This is a genomic window from Paenibacillus sp. CF095, assembly GCF_900101225.1.
Classification (GTDB): domain Bacteria; phylum Bacillota; class Bacilli; order Paenibacillales; family Paenibacillaceae; genus Paenibacillus.
In genome coordinates this window covers 1-14,989 of record NZ_FMZN01000004.1, presented here as the reverse complement: position 1 = coordinate 14,989, position 14,989 = coordinate 1, and the positions used below count along the sequence as shown (strand labels likewise).

General features: G+C 46.4%; 15 protein-coding genes and 1 other annotated feature. All 15 genes read left to right on the top strand.

Annotated elements, in window-relative coordinates; genetic code table 11:
* Window positions 1-75: 75 nt before the first annotated feature.
* The 15 genes from BLS69_RS24595 (at window position 76) to BLS69_RS24525 (ending at window position 14,388) form a co-directional block, all read left to right on the top strand.
* On the top strand, window positions 76-924 hold the full coding sequence (locus BLS69_RS24595) for a M23 family metallopeptidase (protein WP_091037550.1): 849 nt from the start codon (window positions 76-78) through the stop codon (window positions 922-924).
* Window positions 917-1,777, top strand: coding sequence for a M50 family metallopeptidase (locus BLS69_RS24590; RefSeq protein WP_091037547.1), 861 nt, complete (start codon window positions 917-919; stop codon window positions 1,775-1,777). Before BLS69_RS24595 ends, BLS69_RS24590 begins: the two co-directional genes overlap by 8 nt.
* Window positions 1,778-1,883: 106 nt before the next feature.
* The gene (locus BLS69_RS24585) at window positions 1,884-3,134 is read left to right on the top strand and encodes an Rne/Rng family ribonuclease (RefSeq protein WP_091037546.1); all 1,251 of its coding nucleotides are present in this window, start codon (window positions 1,884-1,886) and stop codon (window positions 3,132-3,134) included.
* Between the two features lie 56 nt (window positions 3,135-3,190).
* Window positions 3,191-3,275 (top strand) — a sequence feature (ribosomal protein L21 leader region).
* Window positions 3,276-3,289: 14 nt separating this feature from the next.
* Window positions 3,290-3,601, top strand: coding sequence for a 50S ribosomal protein L21 (gene rplU / locus BLS69_RS24580; RefSeq protein WP_091037543.1), 312 nt, complete (start codon window positions 3,290-3,292; stop codon window positions 3,599-3,601).
* A 14-nt stretch (window positions 3,602-3,615) separates the two neighbouring features.
* Entirely contained in the window at window positions 3,616-3,945 is a 330-nt protein-coding gene (locus tag BLS69_RS24575; protein WP_091037540.1) for a ribosomal-processing cysteine protease Prp, read from the top strand.
* Between the two features lie 23 nt (window positions 3,946-3,968).
* A complete protein-coding gene (gene rpmA, locus BLS69_RS24570; protein ID WP_017692622.1) occupies window positions 3,969-4,280 on the top strand; it encodes a 50S ribosomal protein L27 in 312 nt (103 codons plus the stop codon).
* 90 nt (window positions 4,281-4,370) lie between these two features.
* Window positions 4,371-5,168 (top strand): Spo0B domain-containing protein, encoded by a 798-nt coding sequence (locus tag BLS69_RS24565; RefSeq protein WP_235193928.1) that lies wholly within the window; start codon window positions 4,371-4,373, stop codon window positions 5,166-5,168.
* 17 nt (window positions 5,169-5,185) lie between these two features.
* The gene (gene obgE, locus BLS69_RS24560) at window positions 5,186-6,496 is read left to right on the top strand and encodes a GTPase ObgE (RefSeq protein ID WP_076216952.1); all 1,311 of its coding nucleotides are present in this window, start codon (window positions 5,186-5,188) and stop codon (window positions 6,494-6,496) included.
* Between the two features lie 228 nt (window positions 6,497-6,724).
* On the top strand, window positions 6,725-7,162 hold the full coding sequence (locus tag BLS69_RS24555) for an ACT domain-containing protein (protein WP_017692625.1): 438 nt from the start codon (window positions 6,725-6,727) through the stop codon (window positions 7,160-7,162).
* A 58-nt stretch (window positions 7,163-7,220) separates the two neighbouring features.
* On the top strand, window positions 7,221-8,507 hold the full coding sequence (locus BLS69_RS24550) for a homoserine dehydrogenase (protein WP_017692626.1): 1,287 nt from the start codon (window positions 7,221-7,223) through the stop codon (window positions 8,505-8,507).
* Window positions 8,508-8,622: 115 nt separating this feature from the next.
* Entirely contained in the window at window positions 8,623-9,693 is a 1,071-nt protein-coding gene (gene thrC, locus BLS69_RS24545; protein ID WP_036605915.1) for a threonine synthase, read from the top strand.
* A complete protein-coding gene (gene thrB / locus BLS69_RS24540; RefSeq protein WP_091037538.1) occupies window positions 9,690-10,658 on the top strand; it encodes a homoserine kinase in 969 nt (322 codons plus the stop codon). The genes thrC and thrB overlap by 4 nt, the downstream gene beginning before the upstream one ends.
* Window positions 10,655-11,527: a prephenate dehydratase gene (pheA, locus tag BLS69_RS24535; RefSeq protein WP_091037536.1), complete on the top strand. Its 873-nt coding sequence runs from the start codon at window positions 10,655-10,657 to the stop codon at window positions 11,525-11,527. The genes thrB and pheA overlap by 4 nt, the downstream gene beginning before the upstream one ends.
* A 151-nt stretch (window positions 11,528-11,678) precedes the next feature.
* Window positions 11,679-12,563: a branched-chain-amino-acid transaminase gene (gene ilvE / locus BLS69_RS24530; RefSeq protein WP_017692630.1), complete on the top strand. Its 885-nt coding sequence runs from the start codon at window positions 11,679-11,681 to the stop codon at window positions 12,561-12,563.
* Between the two features lie 196 nt (window positions 12,564-12,759).
* Window positions 12,760-14,388 carry a LysM peptidoglycan-binding domain-containing protein gene (locus BLS69_RS24525; RefSeq protein ID WP_091037533.1) on the top strand — a complete coding sequence of 543 codons (1,629 nt, stop codon included), beginning with the start codon at window positions 12,760-12,762 and terminating at the stop codon, window positions 14,386-14,388.
* Window positions 14,389-14,989 lie beyond the last annotated feature (601 nt).

Below are 14,989 nucleotides of genomic sequence, written 5' to 3'. Positions count from 1 at the left end.
GCTGGCAGGCTTGTTCATATTATCAAGCGCCTCTTCATAGGATGTAGTAAACAAGCCTCGGCGGGAGGACATTCCATGAACACGAAACTCAGAATCAAGCAGAGACGAGAAGAACGCATCCGGCGACTGATGGATGGTGCCACTGTGGAGGTCTTACAGGAGCAGAAATTAAGTTCACTGTTGGACAAGAATGAGAACATACACCCAAAACTATTTACGCCTAGTGAGGGGATACAGGAAAGAGATCCGGAATGGTTGTGGAAAAAAGAGAATGGTCATTTCGTTCCAGGGGGGCATTCGAGATTCAACCTGTTCAAGTCACTTCTCAAACGGACGGTTATTAGCGCTTTGATATTTGGCGGAGTATGGGGTCTGTTTCAGTTGGATACATCGTGGACGACATCACCCAAAACAGTAATTGCCGATGCACTCCATCGGGATATGGATTTTGCCTCAGCAGCGGTCTGGTATGAACGGCATTTTGGAGGAACGCCTTCGTTTCTTCCAGTTCTCGGACATACGACGGATGCCGTGAACGGATTGAAAGTAAGGCAGTTACTGGGCAAACCGATCTCAGGCACAGTCGTGCAGCCATTTGCGCTAAGCATGAAGGGAATTGAGATCGTTCCGGATGCCGCGGGTGCAGAACTTATACAGGTCGCAAGTTCGGATGCAGGGCGTGTCATGGAGGTTATCGGGGATGCAGCCAGTGGATTCACAGTTGTCATCCAACATACAGGCAATGTCACGGCAATATACGGTCGGTTGAACGAAAGTGAAGTGAACGTGAATGATTGGGTGGAAGCGGGGAATCCAGTGGGGAGTCTCAAGGCTACGGGTGGTGAACAACCGGCCACGCTCTATTTTGCAGTCAAAGAGGGGGAGGAGTACGTAGACCCGGCGGAAGTCGTTGCCCTTGATTAGGGTGTGGGGAGTCCGCATTACGTTTCATCCTTTTTTTGTAATTATCATGATGGCCTCCCTTCTGACTGGACATTTTATTGAGCTTATTACGTTGTTTGCCATCGTATTCATTCATGAATGTGGACATGCTGCGGCTGCTGCCCTTCTGGGCTATCGTGTCTTGTCAATCCAGATGCTCCCTTTTGGAGGAGTAGCGGTTATCGAAGATGGAGGTACTATAACGGCCTACCGGGAAATCATGATTGCTCTGGCAGGTCCATTACAAAACATGCTGATGGTTGGTGTGGTTATGCTGTTGCAGTATGGCAATCTGGGCGACCCGGTTTTTCTCAACTATATCATTCAGGGGAACCTGCTCATTGCCCTATTTAATCTGCTGCCTGTACTTCCTCTGGACGGAGGTAAAATTGTTCAGGCACTTGTCAGTCTGTGGGCACCCTACTATACAACATTAATGTGGACTTACAGAATTAGCATTCTGTGTAGCGTAGGGGTTATTTTATATGCTATCAGCCGATGGTTTACTGGAGAATACGGCTTACCGCTCAACATTCTGTTAATCGGACTTTTTTTGTTCTATTCCAACGTAACGGATTACCGAAATGTGCCCTATCGCTTTATCCGTTTTCTCATGAATCGAGAGGGTGCATTCGCTCGTCACGCGGCTACTGGCAGTTTGGCGCAGCCAATAATCTCATTTCCGGCGAAACCTTTGGACACTATTTTGCGTCTATTAAAGAGAGAAAGATACCATATGGTATACGTGATGAACAGACAGGGTCGAATTATGGCCGTCTTGCCTGAGCAACGGATTATCGGTTCCTATTTTCAACAAAATGGTGATAAATTGTAGAGTTCTGGTGGACCTGTTCTGAAATGGGTTAATACATGTACAATGAGAATTGAAAAGATATTGAAATGGATGTGGATGAATTGAATTGTCTTCTAGAGGTGAAGCCATGAAACAAATGATAGTACATAATGAACATAACCTCATGCAAATGGCGCTTCTGGAAGAAGGCAAAGCTGTGGAATTTACGGCAGAGCGTACACGCGAGCGTGGACTGCTGGGTTCCTTTTTCAAGGGACGGGTCGTGAATGTGTTACCGGGTATGCAGGCTGCTTTTGTGGATATTGGTCAGAAAAAGAATGCGTTTCTCTATGTGGACGATGTGTTGCATCCCCATCTGGAGAAACAGCCCAAGGTGAAGCCTTCCATCTCGGAGTTGCTTCGTCCGGGTCAGGAAGTCATTGTTCAGGTTCTGAAAGAACCGGTAGGAGGCAAGGGAGCCCGGGTTACGACTCATTATTCACTCCCGGGCCGTTGGCTTGTCTACATGCCTGTTGCTGACTATGTAGCGGTATCCAAGAAAATTGCCCGTGAAGGGGATCGTTCCCGTCTTAAGGCACTTGGGGAGCAACTGAGGCGGGATGAAGAAGGACTTATTATTCGAACCGTATCTGGAGAAGAGCAGCATGAAGCCATTAAGTCGGACTTGGAAACATTACGCGCGCAGTGGTATCTAATTCGCGAAAAAGCGGACAGTTTGCCTTCACCAAGCCTCTTGCATCGGGATCATAGCATGGTACAGCGAATCATCAGAGATGTGTATACGCCAGGGAGTGACGAAGTCATCACTGATAGTGAAGGACAAGCCCGTGAGGTAAAAGCATTGCTGGAAGAGATTAGTCCTGGTCATCAACCCAAAGTACAGGTGTATCGGGGAACAGAATCCATCTTTGCTGCCTATGGTGTGCAGGAACAGTTGAATAAGGATTTTGCCCGGAAAGTGTGGTTGCCCGGAGGCGGATACATTGTCATTGATCATACTGAAGCTCTGACTGTAGTGGATGTGAACACAGGCAAATATACGGGAGCTGGCGGTGACAGTCTGGAAGAGACCGTGACAGAGACTAACATACAGGCAGCAGTGGAGATTGCCCGTCTGATGCGCCTGCGAGATATCGGTGGCATGATTATTGTCGACTTCATTGATATGGAGGAAGCCTCGAATCGGCATGAAGTCGCAGCAACTTTGGAGGGTGAGCTCAAGAAGGATCGGACCAAAGCGTTTGTAATGGGTTGGACCAAGCTGGGCTTGCTGGAACTTACCCGTAAGAAAGTGCGGGAAGAAAGTACGTTACCCTATGTGGAGCCGTGTTCTTCCTGCCATGGTACGGGAAAAAGATATATTTCACCTTTGCATTGATTTTTGATATATTGCGTGATATAATCTTCAAGTATGTGTTTAGCCTAATGGTCTTGCACATGCTGTAACCGCACTGGCCGGGTATAAGAACAGTTCCGCAAGGACACTGTCACCTGAGAACGGGCGAGTCTGAGACATGAGGAGGTGCAAGGCAAATGTACGCAATTATTGAAACAGGCGGCAAACAGTACAAAGTCCAAGAGGGCGATGTTCTGTTCATCGAGAAATTGACTGCGAACGATGGCGAAAGCGTAACGTTCGACCGTGTCCTGGCTGTATCTAACGATCAAGGTTTGACAGCAGGTACACCATTGATTTCCGGAGCTACTGTAACGGCTAAAGTGGAGAAACATGGCAAAGGACAAAAGGTTATCGTATACAAATACAAACCTAAAAAGAACTACCATGTGAAGCAAGGTCACCGTCAACCGTACACTAAAGTAACTATCGAAAAAATCAAAGCGTAAAGAAGGTGCGATAAGTGATTATCGTTCAAATCTTTCGTGATGAGGACGGGAACATCGAACGATTTTCCATCGAAGGGCATGCTAATTTTGCCAAGCGGGGAGAAGACATCGTATGTGCCGGGGTATCCGCTGTCACAGTGGGTACGGTGAACTCGATTGAAACATTGACCGGTGTCGAAATGGATGCCAAGATGAAGAATGGCTTTTTAAGTGGTTCTTTACCTTTGTTAGATAGAGGAGAAACTTGGTCCCAGGTACAATTGTTACTCGAATCCATGGTGGTTATGCTCTCTAATATTGCAGAGTCATACGGGAAGTATATTAAAATACAGCAACTCAAATAAGCAAAGAAGGAGGACAACCAATCATGTTGAAATTAAATCTTCAGTTATTCGCATCGAAAAAAGGTGTAGGTTCCACGAAGAACGGACGTGACAGTAATGCTCAACGTCTGGGTGTTAAACGTGCTGATGGTCAAACTGTAACTGGTGGTAGCATTCTCGTTCGCCAACGCGGAACGAAAATTCACCCAGGAACTAACGTTGGCATCGGTAAAGATGACACTTTGTTCGCGAAAATCGACGGCGTTGTAAAATTCGAACGTTGGGGACGCGATCGCAAAAAAGTAAGCATCTATCCTGTTAATGTTGCTCCTGTAGCAGCAGCAGTAGAAGCGTAATATCGGCATTCCGCCTAAGGAGCCTTCGGCATTTTTGCCGAAGGTTTTTTGTATTCAACGGTTATTCGATAATGAACTGGCAGAAAAGACATGTTATACTTGGTTACGGTGGGTGTAGACCAACCGAGTTTTGTAGAACGGGGAGAAGCCATGAAATCTTGGAAAAGAGTGCCGTGGATTGCGGCATGTTCACTTCTGATTCCTTTGGTTTTCGTTATGTTGTATCCGGCGATGATCTCAAGCGTCGTGTGCGCATTGTGGTCCGTCGCAGTATTGCTCATTTCTGTGAATGCGATGAAGAAACAGGCGGAGGCGGAACGCAGAGCCATCATACAATCTATGGAAAAAACAGCAATTGCTTCATTAAATCATCATCGACACGACTGGATGAACGACCTTCAGGTGTTATATGGATATCTTCGGCTGGGCAAACTTGATAAATCCTTGCAATGTGTGGAAAGAATAAAAGAGCGGGTTACAGAAGAAAGCCGAATCTCCAGATTAGGTATTCCTTCCCTCGTATTTTATCTTCAGTCTTTTCGCGCCAGTGGAATTGCGCTGGACTTGCATGTGGAAATAGAAGATGAGTTGCAGCTTAGTGCTCTGGTCTCTCCCGAGGATGGCGAGTCACTTACCGGGGCGATTGCTGATGCAATCAGGGCCTATCAATATGGCGGCGGCCGGTCTTCTTGGGGAGAGGTTCGCAAACTGACCTTGAACTTCGGACAGGATCATGGAGATGTGGTTGTCCGACTGGATGGGGATCAAACACCCGATCCGGAAACACTGCGGCAGCTTACTGCCGTACTCAAAGGAAAAAAAGTCAGAACGGAGCAGTTTCCGTCTGAGGATACGTTTATACAATTCAGAATGCCGTGTGGAATATAGGAAGAAGGGGTTAACCAATGTTTGTGGATAAAGCGAAGATTTATGTAAAAGCCGGAGACGGAGGGGACGGAATTATTTCGTTCCGTCGTGAGAAGTATGTACCAAACGGAGGACCTGCCGGGGGCGATGGAGGCAGAGGAGCTGACATCATTTTCCGCGTGGATGAAGGTTTGCGTACATTGATGGATTTCCGTTACCAGCGTCACTTCAAGGCCCCACGTGGTGAGAAGGGACGTAATAAAAGTCAGCATGGTGCAAACGCGGAGAACATGATTGTGCGCATTCCACCAGGAACTATCATCTTGGATGAAGACAGTGGAGAAGTACTGGCGGATATGACACGTCACGGTCAACAGGTTGTTATTGCACGTGGTGGACGGGGCGGACGGGGTAACATCCGATTTGCTACACCGAACAATCCTGCACCTGAACTTGCTGAGAACGGTGAAGAAGGACAAGAGCGTTACATTGTACTCGAACTGAAAGTTATGGCAGATGTTGGTCTGGTTGGTTTCCCGAGTGTCGGAAAGTCCACATTGCTTTCTGTCGTTTCGTCAGCCAAGCCAAAGATCGGTGCATACCATTTCACAACCATTACACCGAATCTGGGTGTAGTCGGTGTAGGAGAAGGCCGAAGCTTCGTCATGGCCGATTTGCCTGGACTGATTGAAGGTGCGCATGAAGGGGTCGGACTGGGACATGAGTTCTTGCGTCATGTCGAGCGTACTCGTATTATTGTTCATGTCGTAGATATGTCGGGTTCGGAAGGGCGCGATCCTTTTGAAGACTGGCAGAAAATCAATGACGAATTGAAGTTGTACAATCCGCTTCTCGCCGAGAGAACACAAATTGTAGCAGCTAATAAGATGGATATGCCAGACTCTGAAGCGAACCTGGAGCAATTTTTACAGCAAGTTCGTGAAGTTCAACCTGATATTGAAGTGATGCCAATTTCATCCTTGACCCGGAAAGGGATTCAAGAACTTCTGTATCGTGCAGCTGATCTGCTGGATCAGGTTCCAGACGAGCGAGTGGTTGAAGAGGTAGCAGATGTATCTGAGCGTAAAGTATACAGTCTGGACAAAAAAGAAGACGATGGTTTCAAAATTGTGCGTGAGAATGAAATGTTCGTTGTCGAAAGTGCCAAGATTGACCGCATGATGAAACGGATGCAATTGAACTCACATGAAGCTATACTGAAGCTCGCACGTACACTTCGTTATATGGGTGTGGACGCTGAGTTGCGTAAGCGCGGAGCTGTAGAAGGCACCATCGTGCGTATTGGAGACTTTGAATTCGAATTTGTGGAAGGCAGCAGTTACTACTAAGTAGCCGTCTTCCGTGGAGAGACAGATCGATATAGGAACGCAGAGAAGTGGGAAGTTGACCCGCAACTCTGCGTTTTTTTGTTTTTTCCTGACATGAGAGAGGGATAAACTTGTATACTGTGAGGAACGTATTTCAAAAAATAGGCGTGTCATGTATTGCCCTTTTGTCATAGATCCTATATAATGTCCACTATATGAATACATGAGTCTTTGAGGAGAGGACGTTCTGTGAACGAACGCTATTACTTAGTACGGGAAGATATTTTACCAGAGGCTGTGGTGAAGACCATGCAGGTGAAAGAACTGCTGGCTTCTGGTGATGTTAAAACAGTGCATGAGGCGGTTGAACAGGTCGGATTAAGCCGGAGTGCCTTTTACAAGTACAAGGATGGAATTCATCTGATCAACCAGCTTGAGCGCGAGAGAATTGTAACGATCTCCATTGATCTGGAGCATCAGTCGGGTATCTTGTCACGTGTGCTTGGACATGTAGCTGGTTATGGAGCTAATGTACTCACGATTAATCAGAGTATCCCGCTTCAAGGAAGAGCCAATGTTGTCATTTCGGTGGAAACGACACATCTTCATGGCGAAATTGGTGAAATGCTGGATCGAATGCAAGATATGCCTGGCGTAAGACGTACACGTATTGTAGGCCAAGGGTAATTAGGCTTTAACATACAGGACTGACAGACAAGAATAGACATTAGGGGGTAGATCGTTAGTGAAACCAGTAAAAGTCGGATTGTTGGGTCTGGGAACTGTTGGAACGGGAGTCGTTCGCATTGTGGAAGGGAATCAGGAGGATCTGAGCAGTCAGGTTGGATCGCCGATTGTCATCGAGAAGATCGCAGTGAAAAATACAGAGAAAGAACGTGTTATTGCTGTAGACCGTGCCAAGCTTACGGAAGATCCTTGGGAAGTCATTCGTCATCCGGATATTGATGTCATCGTTGAAGTCATGGGCGGCATTGATCAGACGAAGGAGTATATTCTTGAAGCGTTGGAACGTGGGAAACATATCGTAACAGCAAACAAAGATCTCATGGCACTGCATGGTACAGAGATTTTGGCGAAGGCCCAGGAGAAGCAATGTGACGTATTCTATGAGGCAAGTGTTGCTGGAGGGATTCCGATCATTCGTACGCTTATTGAAGGGTTCTCTTCTGACCGGATTACCCGCATTATGGGGATTGTGAACGGAACAACGAACTTTATTCTGACCAAAATGAGTCAGGAAGGTGCATCCTATGAAGAAGTACTGGCTGAAGCACAGGCTCTGGGATACGCCGAATCCGATCCAACTTCCGATGTGGAGGGACTTGACGCAGCTCGCAAAATGGCGATCTTGAGTACACTCGGGTTCCGCACCAATGTGGAGTTGAAGGATGTAACCGTTAAAGGAATATCCTCCGTAACTCGTGAAGACATTATGTATGCCAAAAGACTGGGCTATGAGATGAAGTTACTTGGTATTGCGGACCGTATTGGCGATGAGATCACGATCAGCGTTCAGCCGACAATGGTTAGACAAAATCACCCGATTGCTTCAGTCAACGGTGTATTCAACGCAGTATATGTACACGGTGAAGCTGTAGGGGAGACGATGTTCTACGGTGCAGGTGCGGGAGAACTCCCAACGGCAACTTCGGTTGTAGCTGACATTGTGGCGGTTACCAAAAACCTTAAACTTGGCGTGAACGGTCTCAAAGCCATTGTGCCTTATAAGATTAAGCGACTGCAAAGCGACGAGCAAATCGTGTCGAAAAACTTTATTTTACTACACGTAGACGATAAAGCCGGTGTATTGGCACAAATCACACAAATTTTCGCAGAGTATGATGTCAGTCTGGCGTCGGTTGTTCAACAGCCGAATGAGCACAACCCGGATGCCGAGATCATTATCGTTACACATAATGCAAGTAAGGCAAGCATGGATAAGGTGTTAAAACATTTTGAATCACTCAGCGTCATTCGCCGCATTAAGAGTGTCTACCGGGTCGAAGGATAAATGTCACTATCCCATACGGCATCTCAATTATTTCAGTTATAACGTACAAGTTAATCATATCCGGTTCAACAGGTCATCATTTCAGATTATTAAAACATAAAGGAGTTTACCCACAATGAGATATCAAGGACTTTTGCAAACGTACAGAGAACACCTTCCAGTTAATGAAAATACACCCCTGCTTACGCTTCAGGAAGGAAATACACCGTTGATTCATGCAGAGAATCTGTCTGAGGAACTTGGCTTGAATGTTTACTTCAAATACGAAGGTTTGAACCCTACGGGATCTTTCAAAGACCGCGGTATGGTTATGGCTGTTGCCAAAGCTATGGAAGAGGGTAGCCGTACGATCATGTGTGCATCCACAGGTAATACATCAGCAGCTGCAGCAGCTTACGCCGCACGTGGTGGCCTCAATTGTATCGTACTAATCCCGAATAACAACATTGCACTGGGTAAACTGGCCCAAGCCATGATCTATGGAGCTAAGGTGATTGCGATCAATGGTAACTTTGACCGTGCACTGGAGATTGTGCGTGAGATCACAGCCAAACATCCGATCACGCTTGTAAACTCTGTGAATCCGTTCCGGATTGAAGGACAGAAGACAGCAGCGTTTGAAGTAATTGAACAACTTGGCGAAGCGCCTGACGTTCTGGCAATTCCAGTCGGCAATGCGGGGAATATCTCGGCTTATTGGAAAGGTTTCAAAGAATATAAAGAGGCAGGTAAATCCAACACGCTTCCACGTATGGTTGGTTTCGAAGCAGAAGGTGCGATGGCCATTGTAAAAGGTGAGCCGATCCTTGAACCTGAAACAGTAGCAACAGCGATTCGAATCGGTAATCCGGCGAGCTGGAAAACGGCAGTAGCTGCAGCTGAGGAATCTGGTGGACAAATCAACTATGTAACGGATGAACAAATCCTGACAGCGTATCGTACGCTTGCTTCTCGGGAAGGAATTTTTGCTGAACCTGCTTCTGCGGCTTCCCTTGCCGGTGTATACAAACTGAAGAGTGAAGGGTACTTTAAAGGCGGAGAGACTGTAGTTTGTGTACTGACAGGTAATGGCCTGAAAGATCCTAATATTGCGATCAAAACAGTAGCGACTGAGCCACTTGTTGTTGAAGATACGGAAGAAGCAGTAATGGCGGCCATTGCACAGTTGGAGCAGCAATCTGTATGAGTTTGCGTGAAAAGGTAACCGTAAAAATACCTGCAAGCACAGCCAATCTCGGTCCGGGGTTTGACACCCTGGGCATGGCATTGTCTTTGTACGCCTGGTTGGAAATGAAACCTGCCGAGCAGACGACATTTCATCTTCACGGCGATCATTTGACAGGACTGCCTACGGATAAATCGAATTTGATCTATGAAGTCGCACAGATGGTATTTGATGAAGCTGGGGTATCCGTACCTGAATTGGAGATTTCCATGTATTCCGATATTCCGCTTACGCGGGGACTTGGGAGTAGTGCATCAGCCATCGTTGGTGCACTGGCGGCAGCGAATGCATTAATTGGTGCTCCTTTATCCGATGCGAAACTCCTGGATATGGCCACATCCCTCGAGAAGCATCCTGACAATGTGGGAGCATCTCTGTATGGCGGTATTATTACGGCTGCATGGAATGGTCAACAGGTAGATCATATACGTATTGAACCACACCAGGATTTGCAGGCTTTGGTTATTGTACCTGAATTCCAGCTGTCTACTTCAAAAGCTAGGAATGTGATTCCTGAGCAATTTGGCATGTCTGATGTGGTGCATAACATTAGCAGATCCTCACTGCTCGTTGCTGCTTTGGCGAGTGGGCGACTGGATATGATTCAGAAGGCGATGTCAGATCGAATTCACCAACCGTACCGGGCATCATTGGTTCCAGGCATGGCTGAGATATTGGAACATGCTGTCGATCATGGAGCGTTGGGAGCTGCCCTGAGCGGAGCCGGACCGACCGTATTGACTTTGGTGGATCGTCATGACACCCGAAAAGCGGAATTGGAACAATATTTGCTGGAGACCATGAAGCGGGAAGGCATATCTGCTACTGCACTGTGGCTCGATCCGGATTTGGACGGTGTAACCGTATTGCCTGATCAAGACGAACGTCCTTTTCTGGACAGAATCAAAGGGGAAGTTAATGTATGAAACGAATTGCAGTGTTACCTGAAGGCTCAGTTTCCCATGAAGCGATAGATTTCCTTTTTAACAGTGAACCGTTAGATTTGCATCACTCCAAGCTGATTTCGGATGTTTTTCGAGCAACGGATAGCGGGACTACACAATACAGTGTTATTCCGATTGAAAATACCATTGAGGGTTCCGTTAGTCTGCATATGGACTGGCTTGTGAATGAAGTCGACATTCCAATGCAAGCGGAGTGGGTATACCCATCCATCCAGAATGTCATTGGACATGGCTCGGAATTTAAGACGGAGAGCGGCGAGTATGATTTCAGTAAAATTACCAAGATCATGTCTCATCCTGTGGCTATTCCGCAGTGTCAGAATTTTATTCGGCTGCATTCGCCTGGGGCGAACCTTGAAGGTGTGAACAGTACAGCCGAAGCTGTAGAAATTGTGAAAAAAAATCCGGGTAAGGGCTGGGTAGCCATCGGTACCAAGCTTGCTGCTCAGAAGCATGGTCTGGACATTATGGCTGAACGGGTTACAGATCATGACAACAACTATACCCGTTTTGTGCTCATCGGCCATGAACCTGTGAACATTCCACGTGAACCGGATCATGTGAAAACCAGCTTGCTGGTGACGTTGCCAGAAGATGCACCGGGTGCGTTGCATCAGGTATTGTCGGCATTTGCCTGGCGGAAGCTGAATTTGACCCGCCTTGAATCTCGTCCAACGAAGAAACAATTGGGCAGTTACTATTTCTACATTGACGTTGTGGAAACGGTGGATTCGGTATTGCTCACCGCAGCCATGGGGGAGATTGAGGCGTTGAATTGTCAGGTGCGCGTTCTTGGTAGCTATCCTTGTTATACATATCCTTCGAGGTAATCGACCTTTATGCTGGTTGTGATTGTTAGAAGGTTGTCATAATTCTGGGTAGAGTGAACAAGTAAGAGCTTGTCATTTTGGTGTACAATGGACGGGTTAATAAACGTTTCGGAGTACAGTGAATGGATATTTTATGGAGGTGCAGTCATCGGTGGCAGAACAATGGATCTATTTGGATGGTCAGTATGTGACCAAGGAGAACGCAACCGTTTCGGTATATGATCATGGATTTTTGTATGGAGACGGGATTTTCGAAGGTATTCGGATCTATAACGGAAATATTTTCAGATGTAAGGCCCACTTGGATCGTTTGTATGATTCGGCCAAATCCATCAGTTTGAACATCCCGCTGTCCATTGATGAGATGCTGGAAGTGATGGCTGAAACGGTGCGCCGCAATGATATGCGTAATGGTTATATTCGTCTTATTGTATCGCGTGGCCCTGGTAATCTGGGGTTGGACCCGCTTCGTTGCCCCAAGGCATCCGTAATTATCATTGTGGAGCAATTGGCGATCTATCCGGAGGAAGCGTATCTTACTGGATTGAAAGCAGTGTCTGTATCCCAACGCCGGAATATCCCGGACGCCTTGAATCCAAAAATTAAATCATTGAACTATCTGAATAACATCCTGGTTAAAATCCAGTCTAACTATTCAGGTGCCGGAGAAGCTATTATGTTGAATTCCCAAGGTTACGTTACTGAGGGTTCAAGTGATAACATCTTCATCATCAAAAATGGTGTAGTGTATACGCCGCCTTGTTATCTCGGAGCACTTGAAGGGATTACACGTCAAGCCATTATCGATCTATGTGGCGAACTGGAGCTTGAATTAAAAGAAGTGCCATTCACCCTGCATGATGTGTATATCGCAGACGAAGTCTTTTTCACCGGGACAGCTGCAGAAGTTATCGCTGCATATGAAGTGGATGGAAGAACAATTGGTACGGGTGTAGCAGGTCCGGTAACGCTGAGACTGCTGGAAGCATTCCGTCAGATTGTTGACAAAGATGGTTATAAAGTGTGGGAATCTTAAGTTAGAATTGCATAGCATAGGGAACAGGAAATCCTCCTTGTCCGATAAAATTCAGCATACCTGGTGTATGGGGATTTTAGCGACAGGAGGATTTTTTTTGTTTAGTTGATGTCATTAGCCCGGTTTCTGCATAGGATGTAGTAACGGTATGGGCGAATGTACTGCCCAAGTATGACGTCTAGGAGGTTAGTTCCCTGTGAAAATACACATGGTGAAAAAAGGCGACACATTATATCTGCTGTCCCAAAAATACAATGTAGCGCTGGACAAATTGATCGCGGCTAATCCGCAAATCACAAATCCCGACAAGCTGGATATTGGCATGAAGATCAAAATCCCTGCAGAGCCAGTAACACCGAAGCCGGAGGGTGTGCTCCACAGTCACAAGGTGCAGCAAGGAGATTCGTTATGGAAGTTGGCACAAGCCTGGGGAGTTCCTTTAAAAGATATGATCAATGCCAATCCACAGTTGAAAAATCCGAACGCTCTGCTGGTGGGGGAGACAGTTTATATTCCATCTATGCACGCACAAGGAAACAGTACATCTAATTCGGGTGCTGGCAACATTGCTGCTCAAGAAAAGTTGTCACCTGAAGGTAAGGAATACACGGGAGTCAAAGAACCGGAACCACCGGCGCCAGTTATGCCAACTCCTCCTGCTCCGGTAGCAGAGGTTCCTGTTCCGGTCCCGGTTCCTGCTCCACCACCAGCCAATACGGAGAAGCCGAATGTGAAGCCTGAACTGGAGGTACTGCCGCAGTTACCGGAGCTTCCTGAAGTGAAACCTGAAAAGGAAACGCACAAAAAAGAAGAGGTTAAACCCGAAGTTCATGTAAAACCGGTAGCAGAATCCAAGAAATACACAATGCCTAATCTTTCGCCTGAAATTATGCCTTTGCCTGTAATGCCTAATACTAAGTCTCCAACTGAGGTTGCACCGGAAACGAAAAAGCCTTGTGGTTGTGGTAATAAGTTGCATCATGCTCCAGCCGAGCACCCTTATGTTCAAATCCCGGTTCCTGTACAAGAGGTGTATGGTGCTCAGCAAGACATGTACACGGCAGGAGCGAGTAACAATGCGTCGTTTCCAGGGATTCCGGAAGTTAGTCCATATAGTGGCAGTGACCTGCCTAACAGTCCGTGGACTGGCGCGGAGCAGGGTTATAACCACAATAACGTTATGCCGAATCTGTCCGCAGAAATACAAAACAACTCATTTCCGATTGCGCCAGCTGGCGAAGTGAATAGTCCATTCCCAACGTATGCAGCACCTAGTCATATGAATCATCAGCCGCCTTTCATATCTCCATACTCAATGCTTCCGTACCCTCCATGCGGATGTGGCTCACATACACATATGCCTCAGTATACTTATCCTTCTCATGGTTATCAGGATCCGGCTTGGAATATGTATGGTCCTTCGTACGGTATGCCGCCTGAAATGTCCACATCAACGATGCCAAACCAGCCTATTGAGTATGCTTATCAGAATCCGTATCCTACTCAGAACATGGTTCCGCCGTCCCCGCTTGGAGCATTTGGTGAAATGTATCCTCCTCAAGAGCAAGGCAAGGGTGGTAAAAAAGGGGGGCGTGAAGACGCTAACTTAAGTCAGGTAGCAATTGAAGAGGTTGGATCAGATTCGGAAGGGAAGTCCAAACAAGCAGGGAATAAGCCGGCAGCTGCAAAACGCAGAACAAGCAAGGCTCCTCTGAAGAATAAATCCAAGGTATCCGTGTCCGGGAAAACATCCAGAGAGGGTGCAGCTACTTCCAACCAACGGAAATCCGATAAAAAGCGTCGTAATCCATGGATACAAAACTAACCTGGGGATTGCGATTAATGAATAAGTGAGGTACCTGTTATATCAGCGGGAAGCCAGCTCTGTAATAGAGAACTGGCTTCCCGCTTACCTGAGTGAACATTGAGTTGCACATAACGAAGATATAGTTGCTTAGGAAATGATAAAAAGCATTTTATTAAGAAGTTATTGTAAACCCTTTCATAAATGTGTTAAAATATTTGTACCCTATGAGCATGACCTAATATGATAGGAAAAGATAGGGTACGGATATGATAGCTTTAGCTAATGCAAAACTACTAAAGAAAAGAAATGAAAAAAACTGTTGCATTACATTCAGCCGTATGATATATTATTTAAGTCGCCGCTGAAACACACGGCTGACACGGGAAACACAAGAAATAACGAAATAAGTTTGATCTTTGAAAACTGAACAACGAGTGAGTAAACATTCTGCTTGCAGAATGAACGCGAAAGTTTGGAACAAGCCTTGGCTTGAATCCACTGGAGCACAAATGAGATTTTTAATCTCGTCAGATTCAAAATGAGCTTATCGCTCTTTTCAATACTTTATTGGAGAGTTTGATCCTGGCTCAGGACGAACGCTGGCGGCATGCCTAATACA

Coding starts and splice junctions, on each gene's coding strand:
- BLS69_RS24595 (WP_091037550.1), top strand. CDS start 76: ATGAACACGAAACTCAGAATCAAGCAGAGACGAGAAGAACGCATCCGG.
- BLS69_RS24585 (WP_091037546.1), top strand. CDS start 1,884: ATGAAACAAATGATAGTACATAATGAACATAACCTCATGCAAATGGCG.
- rplU (WP_091037543.1), top strand. CDS start 3,290: ATGTACGCAATTATTGAAACAGGCGGCAAACAGTACAAAGTCCAAGAG.
- rpmA (WP_017692622.1), top strand. CDS start 3,969: ATGTTGAAATTAAATCTTCAGTTATTCGCATCGAAAAAAGGTGTAGGT.
- BLS69_RS24565 (WP_235193928.1), top strand. CDS start 4,371: ATGTTATACTTGGTTACGGTGGGTGTAGACCAACCGAGTTTTGTAGAA.
- obgE (WP_076216952.1), top strand. CDS start 5,186: ATGTTTGTGGATAAAGCGAAGATTTATGTAAAAGCCGGAGACGGAGGG.
- thrC (WP_036605915.1), top strand. CDS start 8,623: ATGAGATATCAAGGACTTTTGCAAACGTACAGAGAACACCTTCCAGTT.
- thrB (WP_091037538.1), top strand. CDS start 9,690: ATGAGTTTGCGTGAAAAGGTAACCGTAAAAATACCTGCAAGCACAGCC.
- pheA (WP_091037536.1), top strand. CDS start 10,655: ATGAAACGAATTGCAGTGTTACCTGAAGGCTCAGTTTCCCATGAAGCG.